22 protein-coding genes are annotated in these 24969 nt (G+C 68.6%); 13 read left to right on the plus strand and 9 right to left on the minus strand.

Going from position 1 to position 24969, the window contains the following annotated elements:
* Positions 1-147: 147 nt before the first annotated feature.
* Positions 148-1335: a THUMP-like domain-containing protein gene (locus tag ACWICD_RS00890; protein WP_454139009.1), complete on the minus strand. Its 1188-nt coding sequence runs from the start codon at positions 1333-1335 to the stop codon at positions 148-150.
* Between the two features lie 135 nt (positions 1336-1470).
* On the opposite strand from ACWICD_RS00890, the gene groES reads away from it, so the two are divergent.
* From groES to ACWICD_RS00905, 3 genes are all read left to right on the plus strand, one after another.
* Positions 1471-1767 (plus strand): co-chaperone GroES, encoded by a 297-nt coding sequence (groES, locus tag ACWICD_RS00895; RefSeq protein ID WP_376129280.1) that lies wholly within the window; start codon positions 1471-1473, stop codon positions 1765-1767.
* 215 nt (positions 1768-1982) lie between these two features.
* Complete coding sequence (gene rarD / locus ACWICD_RS00900) at positions 1983-2927, plus strand: EamA family transporter RarD (protein ID WP_376129289.1); 945 nt, start codon at positions 1983-1985, stop codon at positions 2925-2927.
* A gap of 183 nt (positions 2928-3110) precedes the next feature.
* A complete protein-coding gene (locus ACWICD_RS00905) occupies positions 3111-4376 on the plus strand; it encodes an ABC transporter substrate-binding protein (RefSeq protein ID WP_376129278.1) in 1266 nt (421 codons plus the stop codon).
* A gap of 393 nt (positions 4377-4769) precedes the next feature.
* Here ACWICD_RS00905 and ACWICD_RS00910 read toward each other — a convergent pair whose 3' ends face one another.
* From ACWICD_RS00910 to ACWICD_RS00925, 4 genes are read right to left on the minus strand one after another with little or no spacing between them, the layout of a single operon-like run.
* Entirely contained in the window at positions 4770-5534 is a 765-nt protein-coding gene (locus ACWICD_RS00910; protein WP_376129287.1) for an ABC transporter ATP-binding protein, read from the minus strand.
* A 5-nt stretch (positions 5535-5539) separates the two neighbouring features.
* Positions 5540-6538 (minus strand): ABC transporter ATP-binding protein, encoded by a 999-nt coding sequence (locus tag ACWICD_RS00915; protein WP_454139010.1) that lies wholly within the window; start codon positions 6536-6538, stop codon positions 5540-5542.
* A complete protein-coding gene (locus ACWICD_RS00920) occupies positions 6528-7505 on the minus strand; it encodes a branched-chain amino acid ABC transporter permease (RefSeq protein ID WP_376129274.1) in 978 nt (325 codons plus the stop codon). Before ACWICD_RS00920 ends, ACWICD_RS00915 begins: the two co-directional genes overlap by 11 nt.
* Before the next feature lie 9 nt (positions 7506-7514).
* Positions 7515-8798 (minus strand): branched-chain amino acid ABC transporter permease, encoded by a 1284-nt coding sequence (locus tag ACWICD_RS00925; RefSeq protein ID WP_376129272.1) that lies wholly within the window; start codon positions 8796-8798, stop codon positions 7515-7517.
* A gap of 359 nt (positions 8799-9157) precedes the next feature.
* On the opposite strand from ACWICD_RS00925, the gene guaB reads away from it, so the two are divergent.
* The 9 genes from guaB to ACWICD_RS00970 all read left to right on the plus strand — a co-directional run bounded on the left by guaB (position 9158) and on the right by ACWICD_RS00970 (position 18388).
* Positions 9158-10660: an IMP dehydrogenase gene (gene guaB / locus ACWICD_RS00930; RefSeq protein ID WP_454139011.1), complete on the plus strand. Its 1503-nt coding sequence runs from the start codon at positions 9158-9160 to the stop codon at positions 10658-10660.
* A 400-nt stretch (positions 10661-11060) separates the two neighbouring features.
* Positions 11061-11909 (plus strand): endonuclease domain-containing protein, encoded by an 849-nt coding sequence (locus ACWICD_RS00935; RefSeq protein ID WP_376129269.1) that lies wholly within the window; start codon positions 11061-11063, stop codon positions 11907-11909.
* Positions 11910-12389: 480 nt separating this feature from the next.
* On the plus strand, positions 12390-13007 hold the full coding sequence (locus ACWICD_RS00940; protein WP_454139012.1) for a TMEM175 family protein: 618 nt from the start codon (positions 12390-12392) through the stop codon (positions 13005-13007).
* Positions 13008-13047: 40 nt separating this feature from the next.
* Positions 13048-13326: a DUF2277 domain-containing protein gene (locus tag ACWICD_RS00945; protein ID WP_376129266.1), complete on the plus strand. Its 279-nt coding sequence runs from the start codon at positions 13048-13050 to the stop codon at positions 13324-13326.
* Positions 13327-13373: 47 nt separating this feature from the next.
* Entirely contained in the window at positions 13374-14492 is a 1119-nt protein-coding gene (locus ACWICD_RS00950) for a GuaB3 family IMP dehydrogenase-related protein (protein WP_376129285.1), read from the plus strand.
* A gap of 188 nt (positions 14493-14680) precedes the next feature.
* The gene (locus ACWICD_RS00955) at positions 14681-15472 is read left to right on the plus strand and encodes an SURF1 family protein (protein ID WP_454139228.1); all 792 of its coding nucleotides are present in this window, start codon (positions 14681-14683) and stop codon (positions 15470-15472) included.
* 10 nt (positions 15473-15482) lie between these two features.
* Complete coding sequence (locus ACWICD_RS00960) at positions 15483-16007, plus strand: DUF3817 domain-containing protein (protein WP_376129262.1); 525 nt, start codon at positions 15483-15485, stop codon at positions 16005-16007.
* The gene (gene guaA, locus ACWICD_RS00965; RefSeq protein ID WP_376129260.1) at positions 16004-17587 is read left to right on the plus strand and encodes a glutamine-hydrolyzing GMP synthase; all 1584 of its coding nucleotides are present in this window, start codon (positions 16004-16006) and stop codon (positions 17585-17587) included. Before ACWICD_RS00960 ends, guaA begins: the two co-directional genes overlap by 4 nt.
* Positions 17588-17716: 129 nt before the next feature.
* Positions 17717-18388 carry a GntR family transcriptional regulator gene (locus ACWICD_RS00970; protein WP_376129258.1) on the plus strand — a complete coding sequence of 224 codons (672 nt, stop codon included), beginning with the start codon at positions 17717-17719 and terminating at the stop codon, positions 18386-18388.
* A gap of 25 nt (positions 18389-18413) precedes the next feature.
* Here the strand turns inward: ACWICD_RS00970 and ACWICD_RS00975 are convergent, their stop codons facing one another.
* From ACWICD_RS00975 to ACWICD_RS00985, 3 genes are all read right to left on the minus strand, one after another.
* Positions 18414-18977 (minus strand): TlpA family protein disulfide reductase, encoded by a 564-nt coding sequence (locus ACWICD_RS00975; protein ID WP_376129256.1) that lies wholly within the window; start codon positions 18975-18977, stop codon positions 18414-18416.
* Entirely contained in the window at positions 18974-19399 is a 426-nt protein-coding gene (locus ACWICD_RS00980) for a hypothetical protein (RefSeq protein ID WP_454139013.1), read from the minus strand. Before ACWICD_RS00980 ends, ACWICD_RS00975 begins: the two co-directional genes overlap by 4 nt.
* 73 nt (positions 19400-19472) lie before the next feature.
* Positions 19473-21986, minus strand: coding sequence for a hypothetical protein (locus tag ACWICD_RS00985; protein ID WP_454139014.1), 2514 nt, complete (start codon positions 21984-21986; stop codon positions 19473-19475).
* A 199-nt stretch (positions 21987-22185) separates the two neighbouring features.
* Between ACWICD_RS00985 and ACWICD_RS00990 the strand changes: the two genes are divergently transcribed.
* Positions 22186-23589, plus strand: coding sequence for a glycosyltransferase (locus ACWICD_RS00990; protein ID WP_454139015.1), 1404 nt, complete (start codon positions 22186-22188; stop codon positions 23587-23589).
* Positions 23590-23695: 106 nt separating this feature from the next.
* On the opposite strand, the gene ACWICD_RS00995 is transcribed toward ACWICD_RS00990, so the two are convergent.
* On the minus strand, positions 23696-24949 hold the full coding sequence (locus ACWICD_RS00995) for a DNA polymerase domain-containing protein (RefSeq protein WP_454139229.1): 1254 nt from the start codon (positions 24947-24949) through the stop codon (positions 23696-23698).
* Positions 24950-24969: the final 20 nt, after the last annotated feature.

Raw genomic sequence — 24969 nt, forward strand, 5'->3', positions numbered from 1 at the left:
GTTGAGCGCTGCGTTGGTGCTGCTGCGTCATCGTTGTGTGGTGTCGCCAAGGAAGACATGGGGACGACGAAGGGGGACGAGGGTGCGGGTGAACCCCGCAGTCTCGGCCGCCCGTTGCAGTCTCGCGGTAAAGGAGCGCGGTCGGCGTCAGACCCGGTCGGCGAGGACGGCGACGCGCTTGGAGCCGATGCGCGTGAGGAACAGCGTCGCCTCGGCGTCGCCGCGCAGCTTGAGCGACCGGCGCAGCGCGGCGGGATCGACGTCGACGCCGCGCTTCTTGATCTCCAGACGCCCGATGCCGCGCTCGCGCAGCGCAGCGCCGAGCTTCTTCGGATCGGCGGGAAGGACTTCGCGCACGCGGAAGGTCGCGACGAACGGCGAGGTGAGCGCGGAGTCCGACGTGAGATAGGCGATGTGCTCATCGACCATGCCGGCCTCGAGCGACCGGGCGACGTCGCCGATCAGCCGCGCCCGGATGACGGCGCCGTCGGGCTCGTGCAGCCAGGCGCCGAGCGGCCGCGCGGGCTCGTCGGCCGCATCGGCGTCGGCGGTGAGCTCGTGCACGGATTCCCCGCGCATCACCAGCGCCGCACGCCGGATGCCAGGACGCGCGAGCGCGCCCGACCACAGCACGAGCTCGATCGTCGAGCCGTCGGCGCTGACCCACTGCGCCTCGACCGCCTCCGGGATCAGGTCGCGGTCGAGCCCCGGTCCGAGCTTGACTCCGACGGGCATGCGCTCGGCCAGAGCGAACACCCAGTCCAGGGACGGCGACCAGTCGGCGGGGCGCGTGCGGGTCGTCTCGGTGCGGCCCGCCGTGCGGCGCGCGGGGTCGAGCCACGCGGCATCCGTCGCCCTGAGATCGAACGCCTCGGCCGTGCCGTGCGCGACCGTGACGTCGTCGCCGAACGGTGCGAGGTTGTATGCCGCGATCGCGGCGGTGATCTCGTCGGCGTCGACGGCCGAGACCTGCAGCCCCAGGCCCGCGAGACCGAGCGCGTCGCCGCCGATTCCGCAGCCGAGGTCGGCGACGCTCGTCAGGCCCGCATCGCGAAAGCGCGCGGCGTGGCGCACCGCGACGGGCAGGCGCGTCGCCTGCTCGAGGCCCGCGCGCGTGAACAGCATGCGCTCGGCGAGATCGCCGAACTTGGCGCGCGCCCGGTCGCGCAGACGCGCCTGCGACACGACCGCCGAGACGAGGTCGGGGGAGTACCCGGCACGGCGCAGACGCGTGACGGTGCGGGCGACGTCCTCGGTCGAATGCGTGGTGGGAAGCTCGTCGAGCAGGCGCATCCCCTCGGGGGTGAGCAGCGCGGTGAGCTCGGCCGTGTCCACTCCGCCAGCCTAGGCTGAGACACCGAGCTGGCACTCACGTTGCGCGAGTGCCAGCGCTTTGCCTAGACTTGCGTTAGCACTCTCACTGTGCGGGTGCTAACGAGTCTTCAGTCTCAAGGAAAGAAGAGGTAGACCGTGTCGGTTTCCATCAAGCCGCTCGAGGACCGCATCGTCATCAAGCAGGTCGAGGCCGAGCAGACCACGTCCAGCGGTCTGGTCATCCCTGACACCGCCAAGGAGAAGCCCCAGGAGGGCGAGGTCGTGGCGGTCGGCCCCGGTCGTATCGACGACAACGGCAACCGTATTCCGCTCGACGTCGCTGTCGGCGACCGTGTGATCTACAGCAAGTACGGCGGCACCGAGGTCAAGTTCGGCGCGGACGAGCTGCTCGTCCTGTCGGCACGCGACGTCCTCGCGGTCGTCGTTCGCTGAGAACCCCGCCTCACACAGGCGATACGAAGGACTCGGATGCTGCGGCATCCGAGTCCTTCGTCATGTTCGGGGTGCGGCGGGGCACGGCTGCACACGTCGCTCACGCCCCGACCGTCGCGGTGTTCGTCCGGCCCTAGGGTGGACTGGTGACCCGAGACGTGCCCGCCGCCGAGCCCGCTGACACGACGGGTGGCGACCTCGGCGAAGCCGCCGTCGTGACGGGCGGCGTGCCGATTCCCGTCGGACGCAGCGCGGCCGAGCGGGAACGCCTGCTCGGCGGGATCTACGGCTTCGCGGCGTACCTGTGGTGGGGCTTCCTGCCGCTGTACTTCGTCCTGCTCGTTCCGACCGGGCCCTGGGAGATCGTCGCCTGGCGCATCGTGCTGTCGCTGGTCTTCTGCGTGCTGCTGCTGTCGGTGACGCGCACGTGGGGGCGGCTCGCGCGGCTCTTCCGGCAGCCCAAGGTGCTCGGGCTCACGGCGCTGGCTGCCGTGTTCATCTACGTCAACTGGCAGGTCTTCATCATCGGCGCCCTGTCGGGCCACGTCATCGAGACGAGCCTCGGCTACTTCATCAACCCGATCGCCACCGTCCTGCTCGGTGTGCTCGTGCTGCGAGAGAAGCTGCGCGTCACGCAGTGGGTCGCGATCGGCATCGCGGCGGCAGCGGTCATCGTCATCGTCGTGGCGTACGGCTCCGTGCCGTGGATCGCGCTGACGCTCGCGGCATCCTTCAGCCTGTACGGCCTGGTCAAGAAGAAGGTCGGCCCGTCGGTCGACGCCGTCAGCGGACTGACGCTCGAAACCCTCTGGCTCATGCCGATCGCAACGGTCATCCTGATCGTGGTCGCGATGACGACCGGCCTCACCTACGGCGCGAACGGCGCCTGGCACACCGTGCTGCTGAGCCTCGCGGGGATCGTCACCGCTGTGCCGCTGCTGCTCTTCGCCGCCGGCACGCGCCGCACCTCTCTCACGGTGATCGGCCTGCTGCAGTTCGTCACCCCCTTCCTGCAGTTCATCTCGGGGGCGTGGATCCTCGGCGAGCCCATGCCCGTCGAACGCTGGATCGGGTTCGGACTCGTGTGGGTCGCGCTGGCCGTGCTCATGGCGGATTCGGTCCTACACGTGCGTCGTTCGCGGCGCCAGCGCGTGCGCTGACCCGCGCAGCGCCCCCGCCACGCGGGGCGAAACCCGCGGAATTCCGGGGGTTGCGGCATCCGAAATCGTCTCCGTTATAGATCGTTAACGAATGGCAACATTGCGAAGCCGCTCGCGCCGTTAGGTTATGAGCACTGGGACGGCACCCGAGCCGAGCCCGTGTCACCCACAACAAGGAGAAACATGAGCGTCTTCACCCGCTCGCGCAAGTCCGCCATTCTCGGCGGGATCGCGCTCGCCGGTGCCAGTGCACTCGTTCTCGCCGGCTGTGCCGGCGGAGGAACGGGTGGCGAAGGCACCGAAGCACCCCCCACGTCGGAAGAGCGTGACCTCACGCTCAGCATCGGAACCGTGCTGCCCCAGACCGGTGCACTCGCGTTCCTCGGCCCGCCGGAAGAGGCCGGCGTCGGCCTCGCCGTCAAGGAGATCAACGACGCAGCCAAGGGCATCACTGTCGATGTCGAGTACGGCGACTCGGGCGACCCCGACAACAAGGCTTACGAGACCACCGTCCCGCGCCTCCTGGGCAATGGCGTCCAGGCGCTCATCGGTGCTGCGGCATCGGGCGTCACGAAGCTCTTCCTCGACCAGGCAGTCGGCGCCGGCGTCATCACGTTCTCGCCCGCCAACACGTCGCCGGACTTCACGACGTGGGACGACAACGGCCTGTACTTCCGCACCGCCCCCAGCGACCTGCTGCAGGGTGAGGTGCTGGGCAACCTGATCGCCGAAGATGGCGCATCGACGCTCGGCATCATCTACCTCAACGACGCGTACGGCACGGGCCTCGAGGCCGCGCTGACCGAGACGTTCGAGGCGACGGGTGGCCAGGTCGTGGCATCCGAGTCCTACAACGCCGGCGACACGAACTTCTCGGCACAGGTCTCGTCGATCCTCGCGCAGAACCCGGAGGCCATCTCGGTCATCGGCTTCGAGGAGACCGCGACGATCGCTCCGTCGTTCGTCAACAGCGGCTTCGACGGCTCGAAGTTCTACTTCGTCGACGGCAACACCTCGCAGTGGGGTGCGGACATGCCCGTGGACATCACCGGCTCCAAGGGCACGCAGCCCGGCCCGGTGCTGTCGGACGACTTCCAGGACCGCCTCATCGCGCAGTGGCAGGAGCAGTCGGGCGAAGAGCTCGTCGACTTCAACTACGCCGGTGAGTCCTACGACGCCGTCGTGCTCCTCGCGCTCGCTGCTCTCGCCGCGAACTCGACGGACGCCGGTGAGATCGCTGCGAAGCTGCAGGAAGTCTCGGGCGGCTCTGGCGACGGCGAGAAGTGCGACACCTTCGCCGCTTGCGCCGACATCATCCTCGCGGGTGGCGTCGCCGACTACGACGGCTACTCCGGTGGCGTCGCGTTCGACGAGGCCGGCGACCCGACCGAGGCGTCGATCGGTGTCTTCGAGTACCAGGAGGGCAACGAGCACACCCGCATCAACTGATTGATGCGCTGAGCTCTTCAGCCACTCAGGGCCCCGGTTCCTCACGGAACCGGGGCCCTTCTGGTGTTGTGCGGGCCTCGGGTGCGCGGTGTCCCGTGCTCACCGGGCGCACTCGGCGGGTGCGCAGCGCGGGGGGCAGGCGACGGGATATCCGGTGCGTGGAGAGCGGCGTCGGTGCCTCGGATGCGGGACGCCGGGGCTGCGGGGCGTGCGGCGGGCTGCGGGGCTACGCCGGCCGCGGGCCGCCCTCTGCGCTCACCGGGGGCCGTTCCGGGGGAGGCCCCGCACCGAACGACGGGACGCGGCCCGGACGAGGACCGGACGATGTGGGCGCACACAGAAACAGAGAAGGGCGGATGCCGCAGCATCCACCCTTCTCTGTTTACTGAGGAATCAGTCCTGCCCGAGCGAACCCAGGTACAGGCCGATGACCTTCGGGTCGTTCAGCAGCTCGCGGCCCGTGCCGTGATACGCGTCGCGGCCCTGGTCCAGGACGTAGCCGCGGTCGCAGATCTGCAGGCACCGACGGGCGTTCTGCTCGACCATGATCGTCGTGACACCCGCCTTGTTGATGTCCGAGACGCGGATGAACGCGTCATCCTGGCGCACGGGCGACAGACCGGCCGACGGCTCGTCGAGCAGCAGCACGGCGGGGTCCATCATGAGTGCGCGCGACATCGCCACCATCTGGCGCTCACCGCCCGAGAGCGAGCCCGCGCGCTGCTTGAGGCGCTTGCCCAGCTCTGCGAAGATCCCGGTCACGAACTCAAGCCGCTCGGCATACGCCTTGGGGTTCTGGTAGAGCCCCATCTGCAGGTTCTCCTCGATGGACAGCGAGGGGAACACGTTGTTCGTCTGCGGCACGAAGCCCACACCGCGCGACACGAGCTTGTCGGAGTTGAGCCCGACGATGCTCTCGCCGTTGACCATGATCTCGCCGGCCCGAACCTTGACCATGCCGAAGATCGACTTCAGCAGCGTCGACTTTCCGGCGCCGTTGGGTCCGATGATGCCGATCAGCTCACCCTTGCGGGCGATCAGGTTGGCACCGTTGATGATGTTGATGCCGGGGAGGTAGCCCGCGTCGAGATCCTTGACCTCCACGACGATGCGGTCGCTCTTGGCGGCCTCGCCCGCGGGGGCTCCGGCCGTCGTCACCTTGGTCACTTGTTCTCCTCCTCGGCTTCGGCGATCGACTCGGCCTCGGCCTGCTCGATGTCCTCGAGCATCTCGATCGCGGAGGTGTTCAGCTCACCTTCGATGCGTCCGGTCACGATGCCGAGGTCGACATCCTGGTGGGCGCCGAGGTACGCGTCGATGACCGCCTGATCCTGCATCACGGTGTCCGGCGGCCCCTCGGCCACGACACGGCCTTCGGCCATGACGACGACCCAGTCGGCGATGTGCCGCACCATGTGCATGTCGTGCTCGACGAAGAGCACGGTCATCCCGAGCTCCTTCAGATCGAGGATGTGCTCGAGCAGCGACTCGGTCAGCGCGGGGTTCACACCGGCCATCGGCTCGTCGAGCATGACGAGCGTCGGGTCGTTCATGAGTGCCCGTGCCATTTCGAGCAGCTTGCGCTGACCGCCTGACAGCGACGCCGCGTAGTCCGAGGACTTCGCGTCGAGCTTGAAGCGCTTGAGCAGACCGCGCGCCTTCTCTTCGATCTCGGTTTCCTGCTTGCGCCAGATCGCCGGGATCATGCTCGTGAAGAAACGCTCGCCCTTCTGCTTCGAGGCGCCGAGCTTCATGTTCTCGAGCACCGTCAGCAGCGAGAGCGCCTTGGTGAGCTGGAAGGTTCGCACCTGACCCATGCGCGCGACCTTGAAGGACGGCACACCGGCCAGCTGAGTCCCGTCGAAGCTCCACGAGCCCGAGTTGGGCTTGTCGAACCCGCACAGCAGGTTGAACAGCGTCGTCTTGCCGGCACCGTTGGGGCCGATGAGCGCCGTGATGGCGTTGCGCGGAACCTCCAGGTGCTGCACGTCGACGGCCGTGAGGCCGCCGAAGCGGCGGGTCACGTTGTCGATGACGAGGATCGGGTCGGTCTTGGCGACGCCGGGAACGGCCTCGCCCTTCGCGAGCCCGGTCGCCTTGGGGCGACGGATGTTGCCCGTGGTGGGGGCGACACCGCCCTCGGGAGTGATGTTATTTGACAAAGGTCAGCTCCCTCTTGTTGCCGAGGATGCCCTGCGGGCGGAATATGACGAGCAGCATCAGCGCGATGCCCACGAGGACGAAGCGCAGTGTGCCGGCCTGGATCGGCGAGATCGGCAGGATCCCGATCGACGCGAGCGCCGGAAGGACCCCATCGAGGAACGCCATGATCACCCAGAAGATGACGGCGCCCAGAGCCGGTCCGAAGACCGTCGCTGCGCCGCCGAGCAGCAGGATCGTCCAGATGAAGAACGTCAGGCTCGTCGTGTAGGTGGCAGGAACGACCGCCGACGGAAGCGCGAAGACCACGCCGCCGAGAGCACCGAAGATGCCACCGAGCACGAGTGCCTGCATCTTGTAGGCGAAGACGTTCTTGCCGAGCGAGCGCACGGCGTCTTCGTCTTCACGGATGCCCTTGAGGACGCGTCCCCACGGGCTGCGCATGACGGCCCACACGATGAAGACCGCGATCGCCAGCAGGATGACGCCGAACACGCGCACCCACAGGGCGTCAGCCGTGTAGGTCCACGGCCCGAAGCCGTACGTCCCGGGCGGGAACGGGTTCGCCGCGCGGAAGCCCGCGTGGTATCCGCCGAGGCCGTCGGCCGAGTTGGTGACCGCGTCGAACGCCGTCGTCGTGAACAGTAGTCGTACGATCTCGGCTGCCGCGATCGTCACGATGGCGAGATAGTCGGCTCGCAGTCGCAGCGTCGGGATACCCAGGATGAAGGCGAACACGGTCGCCGCCACCATTCCGATCAGGATGCCGACCCACCACGGGAGTCCGAACGTCAGGATCGAGATCGCGTAGCTGTACGCGCCGATCGCCATGAAGCCCGCCATACCGAAGTTCAGCAGGCCGGCATAGCCGAAGTGAACAGCGAGGCCCGTCGCAGCGAGTGCGTAGGCGATCGTCGTCGGGCTGAACAGCCAACCCGCGGTGTTATTGAGAATTCCTCCCCAGTCCATGGTCGCCTCCTATCCGAGTCTCTCTTTACGGCCCAGGATGCCCTGTGGCCTGACCAGCAGAATCAAGATGAGCACGACGAGCGCACCCACATACTTCAGGTCGGACGGCAGCCAGAGGGTCGAGACCTCCACGAGCAGACCGACGATGATCGCACCGATGAGCGCGCCGAACGCCGTTCCCAGCCCGCCGAGTGTCACGGCGGCGAAGATGAGCAGCAGGATGTGCACGCCCATGTCCCACCGCACGCCGGGGCGGAAGTAGCCCCAGAGGATTCCGCCGAGGGCCGCGAGGGCCGCCGACAGGATCCAGACGATCCGGATGACGCGGTCGACGTTGATTCCGGATGCCGCGGCCAGGCCGGGGTTGTCCGAAATGGCGCGCGTGGCCTTGCCGACGCGGGTGCGCAGCAGCCAGAAGGCCACCAGCACGAGCACGACGATGCTGATCCCCATCGACATCATGGCGACGGGCGACAGCGCGATCGGGCCGAGGATCTGGATCTTCGCCGATCCTGCGCCCGGCAGCTGCGACGTCGACCCGCCCATGAAGAACTGGTAGACGTAGCGCACCGCGAGCGACAGGCCGATGCTGACGATCATCAGCGGTACGAGCCCGATCCCTTTTCGGCGCAGCGGTTTCCACAGCCCCGCATCCAAGGCGTAGCCGAACAACCCGCCCACGATGATCGTGATGGGGATCGTCAGCCACATCGGGATCTGGAATCCGACGCCCAGCGCGACCGCGATGACGGCACCGAAGGTGACCAGTTCGGCGTGCGCGAAGTTCGTCAGCCCTGTCGTTCCGAAGATGAGCGACACACCGATCGCCGCGAGTGCGAGCAGCAGACCGAAGTTCAGTCCGTTGATGACGCGCTCGACGAACTGATCCAGGAAGGATGTCGTGACCCGCTCACCCTCACCGAGGAAGAGGTTGATGATCTTCGACCCCGTGAGTCCGAATTCCACGTCGAACGAACCCGAAGATCCGTCCTTCAGAGCGATGCCCTCGCCCAGCTGCGCCGGGTCGACGATGACACCGTCGGGCAGCGAGGACTCGTCGACCGTGAGAACGTACGATTCCTTCTCTGGAACGTAGAGACGCCACTTGCCTTCGGCGTCGGTCACGGTTTCGGCGTCGAACCCGTTTCCTTCGATCGTCATGGTCACATCGGGAACCGGTTCGCCTTCGAACGTGATGATTCCACCGAAGTAGTAGTCGGTTACCTCTTGCTCCTCGGGTGGATCACCCGTATCAGCCCAGGCGCCTTGCGGCGTGTTGAAAACGAGCAGCATGGCGGCGAACGTCGCCGCGATAACTGCCAATAGCCATCGCCGCGATCTTGTCGCGGCCACAGTCGTAGAACCCACAGAACCTCCCGTACGGCACCACGGACACCGAAGGCTCGGGTCGCAATCGGCCGTGATGAACGACGGTTCGACCTTATTGCGTCGTCGGCGATTCGTACACAACGCATTTTTGGACGTGATCGAATCGGAACACGGAAGGGTTGCTCAAGTGCCGCACTGCGCGGAACAAACCCGCGAGCCCGAGACTTAGACTCGGTACGGCAGGTTCCGCGTGTGCACCGGCCGTCGCCGTTCACCCCCGAGCAACACGCGCCGTGCAGGACCTGCACCGCGCAGGAGACCCCATGGAGCACAACGACCCCTTCGGCTTCGTCGGACTGACCTACGACGACGTCCTGCTGCTGCCCGGTCACACCGACGTCATCCCCAGCGAAGCCGACACGTCTTCGCGGGTGACCCGCCGGATCACCGTCGCGACACCGCTGCTGTCCAGTGCCATGGACACCGTGACCGAGTCCCGGATGGCGATCGCGATCGCGCGCGAGGGCGGGCTCGGCATCATCCATCGCAACATGTCCATCGACGAGCAGGCCTCGATGGTCGACCGGGTCAAGCGCAGCGAATCCGGCATGATCACCGACCCGATCACGACGACCGCCGACGCGACGATCGAAGAGGTCGACGCGCTGTGCGCGCAGTACCGCATCTCGGGGCTGCCCGTCATCGATGACGAAGGGCGCCTGCTCGGCATCATCACCAACCGCGACATGCGGTTCGTCTCGGGCTTCGAACGTCAGACGACGCTCGTGAAGGACGTCATGACCCGTGAAGGGCTCGTGACGGGCAAGGTCGGCATCGGTGCGAACGACGTCATCGCACTGTTCGCGCATCACCGCGTCGAGAAGCTGCCGCTCATCGACGACGACGGCAAGCTCGCGGGTCTCATCACGATCAAGGACTTCGACAAGAGCGAGAAGTACCCGCTCGCCACGAAGGACGAGCACGGGCGACTGCGCGTCGGAGCGGCGATCGGCTTCTTCGGCGACGCGTGGCAGCGCGCCGAGGCGCTGCGTGACGCGGGTGTCGACGTGCTCGTCGTCGACACCGCCAACGGCCAGTCGGCCGGCGTCATCGACATCGTCAAGCGGCTCAAGGCGGACGCATCCTTCGATCACGTCGACGTCATCGGCGGCAACGTCGCGACGCGCGAGGGCGCGCAGGCGCTCATCGACGCGGGCGTGGACGCGGTGAAGGTGGGCGTCGGGCCGGGGTCGATCTGCACGACACGCGTCGTCGCGGGCGTCGGCGTGCCGCAGGTGACCGCCATCTACGAGGCGTTCCTCGCGGCGCGCGAATCGGGCGTGCCGGTCATCGCCGACGGCGGACTGCAGTACTCCGGCGACATCGCGAAAGCCCTCGTCGCCGGCGCCGACACGGTCATGCTCGGCTCGCTCCTCGCGGGCACCGACGAGTCGCCCGGCGAGATCGTCTTCCAGGGCGGCAAGCAGTTCAAGCTCTATCGCGGCATGGGTTCGCTCGGAGCGCTGCAGACGCGCGGCAAGAAGACCTCGTACTCGAAGGACCGCTACTTCCAGGCCGACGTTCCCAGCGACGACAAGCTCATCCCCGAGGGCATCGAGGGACAGGTCGCCTACCGCGGACCGGTGTCGGCCGTCGCGTACCAGCTCATCGGGGGCCTGCGTCAGTCGATGTTCTACGTCGGCGCACGCACGATCGATGAGCTCAAGTCCAAGGGCAAGTTCGTCCGGATCACGGCGGCGGGACTCAAGGAGTCCCACCCGCACGACGTGCAGATCGTCGTCGAGGCGCCAAACTACAAGAAGTGACTCGGCGGCGTCCGTCTCGCGACGGACGCCGCGCCGCGCGAGGCTCGGAGGGCGGCGCGTACTTCGGAGCCTTTACGCACAGGGGTCCGAGGTTCGTGCGCATCTCCTAGGTTGGCGCGCATCTCCGAGGTTGGCGTGCCGCCTGACCCTCCCCAGACGGCGTTGGGTACCGCGAAGCGCGGAGGGCGGCGCGTACTTCGGAGCTTTTACCCACAGGGGTCCGAGGTTCGTGCGCATCTCCTAGGTTGGCGCGCATCTCCGAGGTTCGCGCGCATCTCCGAGATTCGCGCGCATGCCGAGGTTGGCGTGCGGACCCTCCCCAAGTTGCGAGCCGCACCGGTTGCACACAGATGGGCGCGCGCCTCTGCGCGCATGATCGGGATGCTGCGACGCTGACGCGATGCAGCTCACTGACTGGATCGCTCAGCAGGGCGGGATCGTCCACCGCGAAGACATACTGCGCGCCGGGTATTCGGTCGCGGCGTTGCGTGCCGAGATGCGGAGCGACGGCGTCACCGTGATCCGCCGGGCGTGGCTGGCTCTGAGTTCCGCGCCGCCCGACCTTCTCACGGCGGCACGCGCCGGCGGCCGCCTCGCGTGCGTATCCTTCGCGCGCAGGCAGAAGTGGTGGCTCCCAGTAGGCATCGACGAGCGGGTGCACCTGCGATTGGCTCCGAAAGCCGGACCGGTGCGCCTCGGCAAGAAGTGGAACGGGGTCCTCCACTGGACGAAGTCCATTGCCCCCGTGGCATCCCGAAGTCTGTGCGAGTCACCCGAAGACGCACTCGCGCACATCGCGACCTGCTTGCCCCGCGACCAGGCGCTCGTGCTGTGGGAATCGGCGATCCGAGTCGAAGGGTTGTCGGCCGAAGGGCTTCGACAGATTCGATGGCCGTCGCGCGCGGCATCCGAATGCGCCCAGAGCGTGACCGGGCTGTCCGATTCCGGTCTCGAGACCCTCCTCGCCATGTCCTTGCGCAGTTGGGGCCTTGAGGTGCGTCAGCAGATCTTGATCGCTGGGCATCGGGTCGACCTGCTTGTCGGTGATCGCCTGGTGGTGCAGGTCGACGGCTACGCTCACCACTCATCGTCGGCCCAACGCACCAGCGACATCGCCCACGATGCGGAACTGCGCCTGCGCGGGTACACCGTGCTTCGATTCAGCTACGCACAGGTGGTCCACGATCGGCGGCTCGTCGAGCGAACGATCCGGCGCGCTGTCGCGGCTGGTCTTCACCTCGCGGCGTGACACTCCGCCCTGCGGACTTCGGAGATCAGCGCCGACTTCGGAGATGAGCGCCGACCTCGGATGCCGGGTGCGCAGCGGTCCGAAGTCGGCGCGAGACTCCGAACCTCGGGCCCGGGTCTCGGGGCAAGAGCGCTCGCGCCGGGGGCAGAGGCAGGACGCCCCCGCGCCGGGGGCAGAGGCAGGACGCCCCCGCGCCGGGGGCAGACGGAGGACGGCGTTCGCGCCGGGTCTCGGGGCAACGGCGGTCGCGCCGGGGTCTCGGGATAGACGCGCAGGACGGCGTTCGCGCCGGGTCTCGGGGCAACGGCGGTCGCGCCGGGGTCTCGGGATAGACGCGCCGGACGGCGTTCGCGCCGGGGGCAGACGCAGGACGGCGCTCGCGCCGGGCACGCAGACGCAGGACGCCCCCGCCGTGGTCTCACACGCAGACGCATGACGTGAGCGCTGACGCGCGCGGGTGCGTGGCGCTACCCTGAGCGCATGATCCGGCAGCGGCGGCACCCGGCGGCCACGCAGTCCACGACGCGTCTCGAGGCGTTCACCGACGGCGTCTTCGCGATCGCGGCAACCCTGCTCGTGCTGGATCTCACGACGCACTCCCTGGGGACCGTCGGCTCCGACGCCGAGATGTGGGCGGCGCTGGGCGGCATGGGCGAGCTGTTCCTCAACTTCGCCCTCAGCTTCGTGCTGCTCTGCCTGCTGTGGATGACGCACGTGCGGCAGTTCGAGCACATCGCGCGTGTCGACGGGATGCTCGTCTGGCTCAACAACGCGCGACTGCTGTTCATCGTGCTCGTGCCGTTCGCGACCAACCTCACGACCGAGTACTCGGGCTATCTCCCGGCGCGCATCGCGATGCCGGTGACGTTCTTCCTCGCGATCCTGTTCGGCTGGCTCCAGTGGGTCTGGGCGGTGCGTCACCGCGATGTCATGCTGCCCGACCTGACAGACGGCGAGGCCCGCGCCTACGGCCGCGGTGCGCTGAGCGCCCTCGTGCTCGGCGCAGCGGTCGTCGTCGCCTCTCCTCTCATCGGCTCGATCGCCTTCCTGCTGTTCCTGCTGGATGCTCCCCTGACCAGGGTGCTGCGCGGCAGATGAGGGGGTGACGGATGCCGCGCCCCGGCGTATCGTCGGCGGCATGTGCCGCAGCATCCACACTCTCCACAATTTCGAGCCGGCCGCGAGCGAAGACGAAGTGCACGCAGCGGCGCTCCAGTACGTGCGCAAGATCGCCGGGACGACGAAGCCGTCGCGGGCCAATCAGGACGCCTTCGATCGGGCCGTGCACGCGATCGAGCATGCGACGCAGCACCTGCTCGACGAGCTCGTGACGTCGGCGCCGCCGAAGAACCGCGAAGAAGAGGCCGCGAAGGCGCGCGCGCGGGCCGAGAGCTCGGGCCGCTACTCGGCAGCCTGAACGCCCGCGGCAGTGTCGATCCCGGCGGGTAGGCTGGGGGCGTGAGCATGGACATCGAACTCGGTCGGGCCAAGCGCGCGCGCCGCGCGTATTCGTTCGACGACATCGCGGTCGTCCCTTCGCGTCGCACGCGCAACCCCGAAGACGTCTCGACGGCGTGGACGATCGACGCCTTCAGCTTCGACATCCCCGTGCTGGGGGCGCCGATGGATTCGGTCGTCAGTCCGCAGACGGCGATCATGCTCGGTCAGCTCGGCGGACTCGGCGTGCTCGACCTCGAGGGCCTGTGGACGCGCTACGACGACCCGGAGCCGCTGCTCGCCGAGATCGCGGGGCTCGAGAAGGCCGCCGCGACGCGGCGCATGCAAGAGCTCTACGACGAGCCCATCAAGCCCGAGCTGGTGCGCGATCGCCTCGCCGAGATCCGCGAGGCCGGCGTCACCGTGGCCGGCTCCCTCACGCCGCAGCGCACGCAGGATCTCTATGAGACCGTCGTCGCGGCCGGCGTCGACCTCTTCGTCATCCGCGGCACGACCGTCTCTGCCGAACACGTCTCGAGCGTCGACGAACCGCTCAACCTGAAGAAGTTCATCTACGACCTCGACGTGCCCGTCATCGTCGGCGGTGCGGCCACCTACACCGCTGCCCTGCACCTCATGCGCACGGGCGCCGCGGGTGTGCTCGTCGGCTTCGGCGGCGGAGCGGCCTCGACGACGCGCGCGACGCTCGGACTGCACGCGCCCATGGCGACGGCCGTGGCTGATGTGGCCGGCGCTCGCCGCGACTACCTCGACGAGTCGGGCGGGCGCTACGTGCACGTCATCGCCGACGGTGGGGTCGGCACGTCGGGCGACATCGTCAAGGCGCTCGCGATGGGCGCCGACGCCGTCATGCTCGGTGTCGCGCTCGCGCGCGCGACGGATGCACCGGGGCGCGGCTACCACTGGGGCCCCGAGGCGCACCACTCGAAGCTCCCGCGCGGTCGCCGCGTGCGGGTCGACCAGGTCGCGAGCCTCGAAGAGGTCCTCTACGGGCCCGCTCCCGTCGCCGACGGCACCGCCAACCTCATCGGCGCGCTGCGCAAGTCGATGGCCACGACGGGGTACTCCGACTTGAAGGAGTTCCAGCGCGTCGAGGTCGTCGTCGCGCCCTACACGGGCGGATGATGAGTCCGGCGGGGAGCGACCCTTCGGCGAGCTCAGGGAGCGACCCTTCGGCGAGCTCAGGGACCGACCCTTCGGCGAGCTCAGGGACCGACCCTTCGGCGAGCTCAGGGACCGGTGTGGGCTCAGGGACCGGGGCGGGGCTGGAGTCGGACATTCCGGAGGTCTTTCCTCCGACGCTGCGTGAGGTCATGCTGCGGCCGCAGTGGATCGGCATGCTGCTGCTGTGCCTCGTCGTGGCCGGCGTCTTCGCCTGGCTCGGTCAGTGGCAGCTCTCCAACGCGATCGACACCGATCCGCCGCCGCCGGGTGCGACCGAAGTGCAGCGACCGCTCGCCGACGTCGCCGGACCGGGGGAGTACGTGCCCGAGCCGCTCGTCGGACAGCGCGTCGAGGTCGAGGGCGCGTGGGTCCCCGGGAACTTCCTGATCGTCGCATCGCGCTTCAACGGCGGCGAAGAAGGTTTCTGGGTGACCGGCCAGCTGCGCATCGCCGGCATCCTCGAGCCGACCTCGATCGCTGTCGCCGTGGGCTGGGCGCCCACCCTCGAGCAGGCGCAGACGGTGGCCGCACAACTCGACGCCGATGCCGCCGCCGGCGCGACGGTGAGCGTCCAGGGGCGTCTCATCTCCGACGAGGGGCCCGCCTCGTCGCGCAGCCAAGCCGACCCGTTCACGATGACCCGCATGGCCACGCCGGCGCTGCTGAGCCGCTGGCACGACACCGAGGGGCTCGACGTCTACCGCGCGTACATCGCTTCACCCGATGCCCCCGCGGGTCTGGTCGACATCGATTCGCCGCCGCCGACCGAGCGCTCGCCGGTCAACTGGCTGAACATCTTCTACGCCGCCGAGTGGGCAATCTTCGCCGGCTTCGCGTTCTACCTCTGGTATCGCCTCGCGAAGGACGCGTGGCAGAAGGAGCTCGAAGACCTCGAGGATGCGGCATCCGAGGGGGAAAGAAGCCCTGCGCAGCCCGGGTAAACTGGACGCCATGCCCCGCCCCCCCAAACTCGCCAGTTTCCCGGCGATCCGCGGAGCCCTGAAGTTCTACGAGATCTGCTCGGTCATCACCGGCATCGGCCTGTTGCTGCTGCTGGCCGAGATGATCCTCAAGTACACGCCGCTGCACCTCGAGCTGTTCGTGGGCGGATCCGGTGGCTTCCTGTGGCTCGCGCCCGTCATCGTCGGCCCCGGCTGCGAGTGGTGGTCGCTGTTCCTGCCGATGACGAATGACTGCGAGATGACCTCGGTCGGCGACGGCTTCAACGTCTCGCTCGCGATCCTCGTCGTGCACGGCTGGTTCTACGTCGTGTACCTCTTCTCGTGCTTCCGCATCTGGAGCCTCATGCGCTGGCCCTTCCTGCGCTTCATCGTCCTCGCGCTCGGCGGCGTCGTGCCCCTGCTGTCGTTCTTCATGGAGGCACGCGTGTCCCGCGAAGTGCGCCAGTACCTCGCGGCGCGTGAAGCCGCCGAGTCATCCCCCCTCACCACCCCCGCAACGGAAGGCTCACGTTGACCGAGCAGACCGAGACCTCGCAGCGACCCGTTCTGGTCGTCGACTTCGGGGCGCAGTACGCGCAGCTGATCGCCCGCCGCGTGCGCGAAGCGGGCGTCTACAGCGAGATCGTGCCGCACACCGCGACCGCCGCCGAGATCGCCGCGAAGAACCCCGTGGGCATCATCCTCTCGGGTGGACCGTCGTCGGTGTACGCCGACGGCGCCCCCGCGCTGGACACCGACGTGTTCCAGCTCGGCGTGCCGACGCTCGGCATCTGCTACGGCTTCCAGGTCATGGCCAAGGCCCTCGGCGGCGAGGTCGCGAACACGGGCCTGCGCGAGTACGGTGCGACGGATGCTGCGATCGCGAACGACGGCGGGGTGCTGCTGGCCGACCAGCCCGCGCAGCAGAACGTCTGGATGAGCCACGGCGACCAGGTCTCGCGCGCGCCCGAGGGCTTCGACGTGCTCGCCTCGACGGCCGTGACCCCCGTCGCCGCGTTCGGCAACGACGAAAAGCGCCTCTACGGCGTGCAGTGGCACCCCGAGGTCAAGCACTCCGACCACGGGCAGCGGGTCATCGAGAACTTCCTGCACCGAGCGGCGGGACTGCCCGCCGACTGGAACAGCGGCAACGTCATCGCCGAGCAGGTCGAGCGGATTCGCGCGCAGGTGGGCGCGGGCCGCGTGCTGTCGGCGCTGTCCGGCGGCGTGGACTCCGCCGTCTCGACGGCGCTCGTGCACGAGGCCGTGGGCGACCAGCTCGTCGCGGTCTTCGTCGACCACGGGCTGCTGCGCAAGGGCGAGCGCGAACAGGTCGAGAACGACTACGTCGCATCGACGGGCGTGCGCCTGGTCACCGTCGACGCGCGCGAGCAGTTCCTGTCGGCGCTCGCCGGTGTGAGCGATCCCGAGCAGAAGCGGAAGATCATCGGCCGTGAGTTCATCCGTTCGTTCGAGAAGGTGCAGGCCGATCTCATCGCCGAAGCCGCCGCCGAAGGCGAGCCCATGCGCTTCCTCGTGCAGGGCACCCTCTATCCCGACGTCGTCGAGTCCGGTGGCGGCAGCGGCACGGCGAACATCAAGAGCCATCACAACGTCGGCGGTCTGCCGGAAGACCTGCAGTTCGAGCTCGTCGAGCCGCTGCGCACGCTGTTCAAAGACGAAGTGCGCGCGATCGGCCGCGAACTCGGACTGCCCGAAGCGATCGTCGGTCGCCAGCCGTTCCCCGGTCCGGGGCTCGGGATCCGCATCGTCGGCGAAGTCACCGCCGACCGGCTCGAGATCCTGCGTGAGGCCGACGCGATCGCCCGCGAAGAGCTCACGAACGCGGGGCTCGACGGCGAGATCTGGCAGTGCCCCGTCGTCCTCCTCGCCGACGTGCGCTCCGTCGGCGTCCAAGGCGACGGTCGGACGTACGGCCACCCCATCGTCCTGCGCCCGGTCTCGTCCGAAGACGCCATGACGGCGGACTGGACGCGTCTGCCCTACGACGTGCTCTCCCGTATCTCGAACCGGATCACGAACGAGGTGCGCGACGTCAACCGCGTCGTCCTCGACGTCACCTCCAAGCCCCCGGGCACCATCGAGTGGGAGTGAGCGCGTCGCGGGACGTGGCCACCGATAGCCTGCGCCTCCACGGATTCTCGTTCCGCTCACGCGCGACGTGCGAAACTTGACGCCACCGACGGTCATGTGGCTTGCCGTCTGCAGCATATGAGGAGACCGATGCCGGCACCCGAGTTCGTGATCACGCCACTGGAGACACCGCGCAGCATCCGGGAATCCGTCGAACGCGCGCTCGCCTCGGTCATCGTGTCGGGCGAGCTCGCCGAGGGGACGCTCGTGTCCGTGCCCACCCTCGCCGCGCAGTTCGACGTCTCGGCTACTCCCGTCCGTGAAGCGATGCTCGAACTGGAGCGCCGCGGGTTCGTCGAAGCCATCAAGAACAAGGGCTTTCGCGTGACCGAGGTCAGCCAGGACGGGCTGCGTCAGATCGTCGAGGTGCGCCAGCTGCTCGAGCCTCCCGCCATGGAGGAGCTTGCGCGTCGTTTCCCCGCCGAGCGCAAGCCCGAGTTCGTCCAGCTCGCCGAGGGGATCGTCGCCGGCGCCGCCGCGGGAGACCTGCGCGCGTATCTCGAAGCCGACCGTGCATTCCACCTGGAGCTGACGGCCATCCTCGGAAACGACCTGCTCGTCGAAACGATCGCCGAACTGCGGTCGCGTACACGCCTGGTCGGTCTGTCCACGCTGTTGGAGTCACGCCAACTCGACGAGTCGGCGGCCGAGCACTTCGAATTGCTGACGCTGCTCGAGGCGGGCGACGCGAAGGGTGCGCGCCAGCTCATGCGACGGCACATCCACCACACCCTCGGCTGGTGGTCCGGGCAACCCGAATAGGCCGAACGGCCGCATTCCGCGGTCGTCAGCCGGTCGGGGGAACGCTCTTCACGAGGATCTCCTCGACCGCGCCGTCGAGGTCTTCCACAACGCCCCGCCAGCCGCGCAGCAGGGTGCCTTCGGCGCCGATCACGACGAGGAACGGCGGCTCGGCGACGGCGTAGGACTTCCACGCGGCGCTGGACGGGTCCCGCGCGATGAGGTGAGCGACGTCGTTGTCTCGCGCGAACGTCGTCATCTGCTCGACATCGCTGCGCTCGGCGACCGAGATGACGGTCACGGCGTCGCCGTACTTCTCCACGACCGAGTTGAGCTCGGCCTGCGCGTCGATGCAGAGTTCGCACCAGCTCTCGGTGAAGGCCAGCAGCACGGGACGATCGCTCCACAGATCCGACAGGGAGAGGACCGTCCCGTCGAGCAGCTCGAACTGCGCGTCGGGAGCCTGAGGGAACGCATCCGTATCGATCGGGTGGTACTCGACGCCTTCGGGAACCGGACCCGGCAGGGTCGATCCCGGCGGGGGAGCCGGCGAGCAGGCGCTCAGGGTGAGCGCGCCGACGAGGATCAGGGGGGCGAAGAGACGTCTCACGGGAGGATAGCCTCCCACACGTCGTCATCCTGGTTCGGCATCATGACGACCTCCGTTCGCTCGCCGGCATCGAGGTAGACCGTGCCGAGGCCGTCGGGGATGGCGGCATCGAGCGTGAACGTGCACGCTGTCGGCTCGGCGATCCCATCGAAGTCGATGTCGATCATCTTGGTGGCGACGCCCTGGGGAAGGGCGCCTTCGGCGAGCACGTCGCCGTCGGCGTCGCGGACGACGAACGAGGCCGTCGCGTGGATGTCCCGGTACGGTCCCGAGCCGTTGCACGGCTCGCCGGCGACCCGCTTCTCGCCGTCTCTGAGAACGAGGCGGGCCGTCTCGACGGAATCCGCCGGGGTGGTGCATCCCGACAGTGCCACCGCCGCGACGACCAGCGTCGCGGCGAAGGCGAGGGGAACTCTGCTCACGGGTGCTCCTGGTGTGGCGCGGACGGGTGGTGGCCCGTGACCGATGCGATCACGGGCCACCACGTGCGCTGCTTTATCCGCAGGTGTGTGCGGGGTGGGTGGCGGTCGAGCGGTGGTCTGCTCGTCCGTCGGCGGTGCCGCTGATGTCGACGTCGCCCGCGGCGAGTGTCGCTGTGCGGGTGTTGATCGACACGGATGCGGATGCACCGGGCTGCACCGAGGTGAACGTCTTGCCGCCGTGGTCGCTGGTGATGGCGATGTCGGCGGGGACGGTGTCCTCGTTGCGGACGGTGACCGAGGTGTAGACCTTGCCGGCGAGGCAGCGTGCGGTGACCTGCGCGTCGAGGGCGACCTCGGGGTCGCTCTCGAGCAGGGCCGTGTCGACGGTGCATTCGGCGGTGGCGGTCCTGGACGGGTCGGACTCGCTCGTCGCGGTCAGTGTCACGACGGTGGAGTCGGCTGCGTCACCAGTGGGGTAGACGTAGACGGGCACCGAGGTGGACTGTCCCGTGCGGGCGGCGGCGAGGGTGTTGGCCAGTTCGGCGTTCCATCCTTCACCGTTCACTGTCGCGGACAGGCGGTAGACGTCGCCGTCGACCTTCGTCGAGACGTCGCTGGGGTGCAGCGCCGTGTCGATCGCCGCCGTGCTGCCGGTGTTGGTCACCGGGAAGGTGCACGTGGCGGCCTTGTGCTGCTCGAACAGCTTCGGGGCGACGTCGGTCGTGCTCACTCCTCGGGCGTGGGGTCCGGCACCGGCGAGGGAGCGCACGGCGAGGGTGTAGCTGAGGACTCCGTCCGCGTCGCGCTGGGTGTCGACGACGTAGAAGTGCAGCCCGTTGGCCTCGTCGACCCATTCCTTCTGCGATCCGGAGTTCTCGCCCGCCTTGAACAGGGCGTCGTTGAGCTGGCGGTGATCGGCGATGGTCGCCATGACCGGCTCGCCGCCGGTGGCCCACTTGCCCGGCTCGGTCGGCTGGTAGTAGTCGACCATCTCGATGTCCTGCGGGTTGGCGTCGATGACCCAGTTGAGGCAGTTGTAGCCGCAGAGGGAGTCCTCGCCGTTGCGGTAGCCGAGGTGGCCGCCGCCCTCAGGATCCTGCGCGTTGCCCCACTTGTTCTTGGCCAGCAGCACGCCGTTGTCGGGGTTGAACGAGTCGAAGCCCATCCGGTCGATGACCTCGAGCGTGTAGTTGTCCCACGAGCCGCCGTCGCACAGCGCGTCAGTGTTCACGTCGCATGCCGGGGTCTTGTCGTCGGCGTGGGGCCATTCCACCCAGATTCCCGAGGTGCCGTCGGCGCCGGGATCGACCGCGCGGGCGGTCACGGTGTCGAGGATCAGGCCGGTGTCGTCCAGCGAGTCGCGCTGGACGCGCACCAGGTTCTCCTCGGGGAGCAGGCCCATGTGGCGCTTGTTGCGGACCATGAGACCCGAGGGGCTCCAGCCGCCCTGGTTCGCCGGGACGACCCATCGCATGTGGTGTCCGCCGGGGCCGTTGAACGAGCCGCGGTCCATCATGTCCCACGGTGCCGAGCCGACACGGTGAAGCGGTGTGGGCGGGTTCTGCAGGTGCGAGAACGGGTTGTTGTTGTTATCGCCGACCTGGAAGAAGAAGTGCCCGATCTCGTGCGTGATCGTGCCCGAGCTCTCCGCCTGGCGGATCGAGGACAGGCCCCACTGCTGGGCGGCCGCGCGCCATGAGGTCCACTCGACGTAACGGGTCGGTGCCCAGTTGTCGAGCTTGCCGTCCTTGTTGAATTCCGCGGGCGGGCCCCACTCGTCGGGGATCGATTCCTTCGTCGGGAACATCATCTGGCCGAACTCCTGCCAGATCGAGGTCTCGTCGTAGCCGGCGTAGGTGCGCAGGATCACGTCGTACCCGCAGTTGCGCGCGTTGCCGCCGAGCTCGGCGGTCTTCGCGGCGCACCACTGCGCCGGCGTGACGCCGGCTTCGGCTGCCATGCCCGCCTGCCAGGCGGTCACGACGTCGTTGTCCATGCGGCCGTCGCAGGTCTCGCCCTCGGGGCACGCCGTGCCCTGGCCCCACTCGTTGAGGCCGTACTCGAAGAGGTTGCGCGGCATCTCATAGGGCCCGTAGGCGTCCATGAAGTCGATGCCGTACGTACCGCGGCTCTGCTCCATCCAGTACTCGTGGATCGTGCGGCCCGCGTTGGTCTCACTCGGGATCATGTACTGGTCGCGGTAGAACGCGGGCACGTCATCACGCGGGATCGGATCGATCTGGGGGTTGCCGAACAGATCCGAGCCCTTGGGCTGAGTGATGACGAACGGCTGGTCGGGGAAGTCGACCGCGATGAGCGCGACGCTCAGACCGCCCTGCGACGGCGGGACGTCGGGATCGTTCCAGTTGGTGTCGGGGATGTCCTTCCAGTCATCCCACGTCATGTCGTACTGGTTCTGCCAGTCCTGGGCGTCGATCGGCTCGACGGCGAAGGCGTCGTCGGCCGGCCGCTCGGCGGCCATGACCGCCGTGTCGGTGACCGCGAGGCCTGCGATGAGCAATCCGGACACTGCCACGATCGACCATTGACGACCCTTGCGCCGCGGTGCGGGCGGGTGCTGCGTCATTGCGTACCTTCCTCTTCATTGAAGCGTGGGCGCCACAGGGGAGGGGATACACGGTTGGCGCCAAGCAATGTGTAACATATTACTCAGCCGTTCCACCAGCCCATTGACCACGGCCGACGGGTCCGGATCACCCGGTTGCCGGCCACCGCGACACTCGACGGGCGATGATTCCGACGCGGTGCTGCGGGAGGATGAGGGTGTGACCGAGTTCCCCGATGCCGAATACGTCATCCTCTCGAGCCGGCTCATCCCGGACATGGACGGCGGCTACACCCTCGCGACCCTCGCCCGCGCGCGCCAGATGGCGGCAGCGGGAGTGCACGAGGGACGCGGGCCGCTCCTGCTGACGGTCGACCCCGGTTCGGCGCGCGATCACGCCCGGCATCGGGCGGCTTTCGATGGACGCGATCTCATCGTCGCTGCGGAGCGCATGCGCAACCTCTTCGACGAGGCCGCGGAGCCCGGCGGAGGAGCGGCGAGCTGGCTGAGGGAGGCCGTCCGCGCGGGTGCCCGCGATCCCGCGCTGGAGTATCGGACGGTGACCGACGGCGACGGTCGCGCCGTCGTGAGTCTTCCGGTGATCTCGAGCGACCCCGACTGGCACATCAGCACGGCGCCGGTCGTCGTGCACGACGCGAGTGGTGGCGAGGTCGGCGTGCTGGACGGCTTCGGGGCCCTGTACCGCGCGTGGCTCGCGCACGTGGTCGCGAACCTGCGCGCCGCCAGCCCCGCGCGCGCGGTCGTCGTCATCTGCGAGTCGCGGCAGCTCGGCGAGCTGCTCGCAGGGTGGGATGACCCGGACGTGCGCCTGCTGCACACGATCCACACCGTGCACCTCGAGCCTCCGTACACGCCGGACGCTCCGGTCAACGCCCTGTGGCAACGGTGGTTCACCCTCGCCGAGCGGTTCGACGCCGTGCTGTGGCCGACGCACGCGCAGCGTGCGGACGTGGCCGAGCGCTTCGGTGGTTCGGGGGTCCACGTCGTCGTCCCGCACGGCGTGCCGGCCGCGGCATCTGTTCGCCCGGGCAGCGAGCGCGTGCCCGGCCGGGTCATCATGCTCAACCGGCTGGCCGCCGGAAAGCGCGTCGACCACGCCGTGCGGGCATTCGCCCGCGTCGTCGAGCGCGTGCCGGACGGCCATCTCGACGTTTACGGCGACGGCCCGGAGCGCGAGCGGCTGCAGGCGCTCATCGACGAGCTCGGGCTCGTCGCGCACGTCGTGCTGCGCGGGCCCACCGACGACCCGGGGCGTGCGCTGCGCGCCGCATCGGCGTACCTGTCGACATCGGCATACGAGGGCCAGGGCCTCTCGATCGTCGAAGCGCTCGCCGACGGATGCCCGGTCGTCTCGTACGATGCGCCGTACGGTCCGCGCGAGCTGCTCGGGCGAGGTGGGGGCCTGCTCGTTCCCGACGGCGACATCGACGCGCTCGCCGACGCGATCGTGCGGGTCCTCGCCGACCCCGAGCTTCACCATCGCCTCGCTGTCGAGGGCGCGCAGTCCGCCCGCGCCGTCGATCCCGAGCACGCGATGACAGCCCTTGCGCAGGCCGTTCGCGATGTGCTCTCCGTGCCTTCTCGTCGCGGAGGCGTCGAGTAATCCGGAGATCTGCCCTCTGGGGGAACCCCGGAGGCGTCGACCCCGGGCCGCCATGCTCGGTTTCGTTGCGTAGCATGTCGGCTTCTCCGGAGTTGTCGACAGCGGGTCAGCGAGACCGGCCCGCCCACGGGTCGTAGTCGGCGATGAGCTGCTCCTGGCCGGGGCGATCGTCCTCGGGCACGTGCTGCAGATTGATCCGCACGCGGTACCACAGCGAGCTCGAACCGCGCATGCCGTCGACGAGCACATCCGCGGGGTGCAGCGCGGCCGCGACGCCGGGGTGCCGCCGCTTCCACTCGTCGAGGGCGTCCAGCGCGTCGGGCTTCGTCCTCGTGCGGGCCACCTCGATGAGCGGCATGGTCGAGCGACGTCGGCCGCTGCCATCGCCGCGCCGCGGCGGCTTCTCGGCCGGGCCGAGCTCTTCGGCCAGTCGCAGCAGCCCGTCGAGGGATCCGACGGCGTCGTCGATGCCGGCGTGCGGGTCGCCGTGCTCCGCGACGCGCTCGGGAACCGTTCGGACCGTGAACTCGCCGGGGCGGCGGTCGCGCACTTCGTCCCACCCGAGCGGCGTCGACACCCGCGCATCGGGCAGGGGGCGAACCGAGTACGCCGACGCGACGGTGCGGTCCTTCGCGTTCTGGTTGTAGTCGACGAAGACGCTCTCGCCGCGCTCCTCCTTCCACCACCGCGCGGTCGCGAGCCCCGGCGCGCGGTGCTCGACTTCGCGGGCGAGGCTCTCGGCGGCGAGACGCACGTGCGCGTAGTCCCACTCCGGCGCGATGCGCACGAGGATGTGCATGCCGCGCGACCCGCTCGTCTTGGGCCAGCCGGTGAGACCGACGTCGGCGAGGACGCCTCGGGCGACGAACGCGGTGTCGACGATCTGCGACCATCCCACGCCGGGCATGGTCTCCTCGCCGGAGTACGACGACGGCGGGTCGAGATCGATGCGCAGCTCGTCGGGGTGGTCGAGGTCTTCCGACCGCACAGGGTGCGGATTGAGGTCCATGCAGCCGAGATTGACGACCCACGCGAGGCCCGCCGCATCGCGGATCACAGCCTCTTCGGCCGACCTCCCCGAGGCGTAGTGCAGCACGGCGGTGTCGATGAAGCCGGGGCGGTTCTCGGGGACGCGCTTCTGGAAGAAGGGCTCCTGCTCGATGCCCTTCGGGAACCGCTTGAGCACCATGGGCCGCTCGCCGGCTCCGCGCAGCGCACCCTCGGCGACCGACAGGTAATAGCGGACGAGGTCGAGTTTCGTGAGGCCGACGTCAGGGAAGACGATCTTGTCCGGGCTCGAGATGCGCACGTCGTGTCCGGCGACCTCGATGATCTCTGCGGCGGATGCTGCGGGCGTCATCTTCGTCACGTTAGCGAGGC

It is taken from the genome of Microbacterium sp. NPDC055357, from assembly GCF_053644835.1.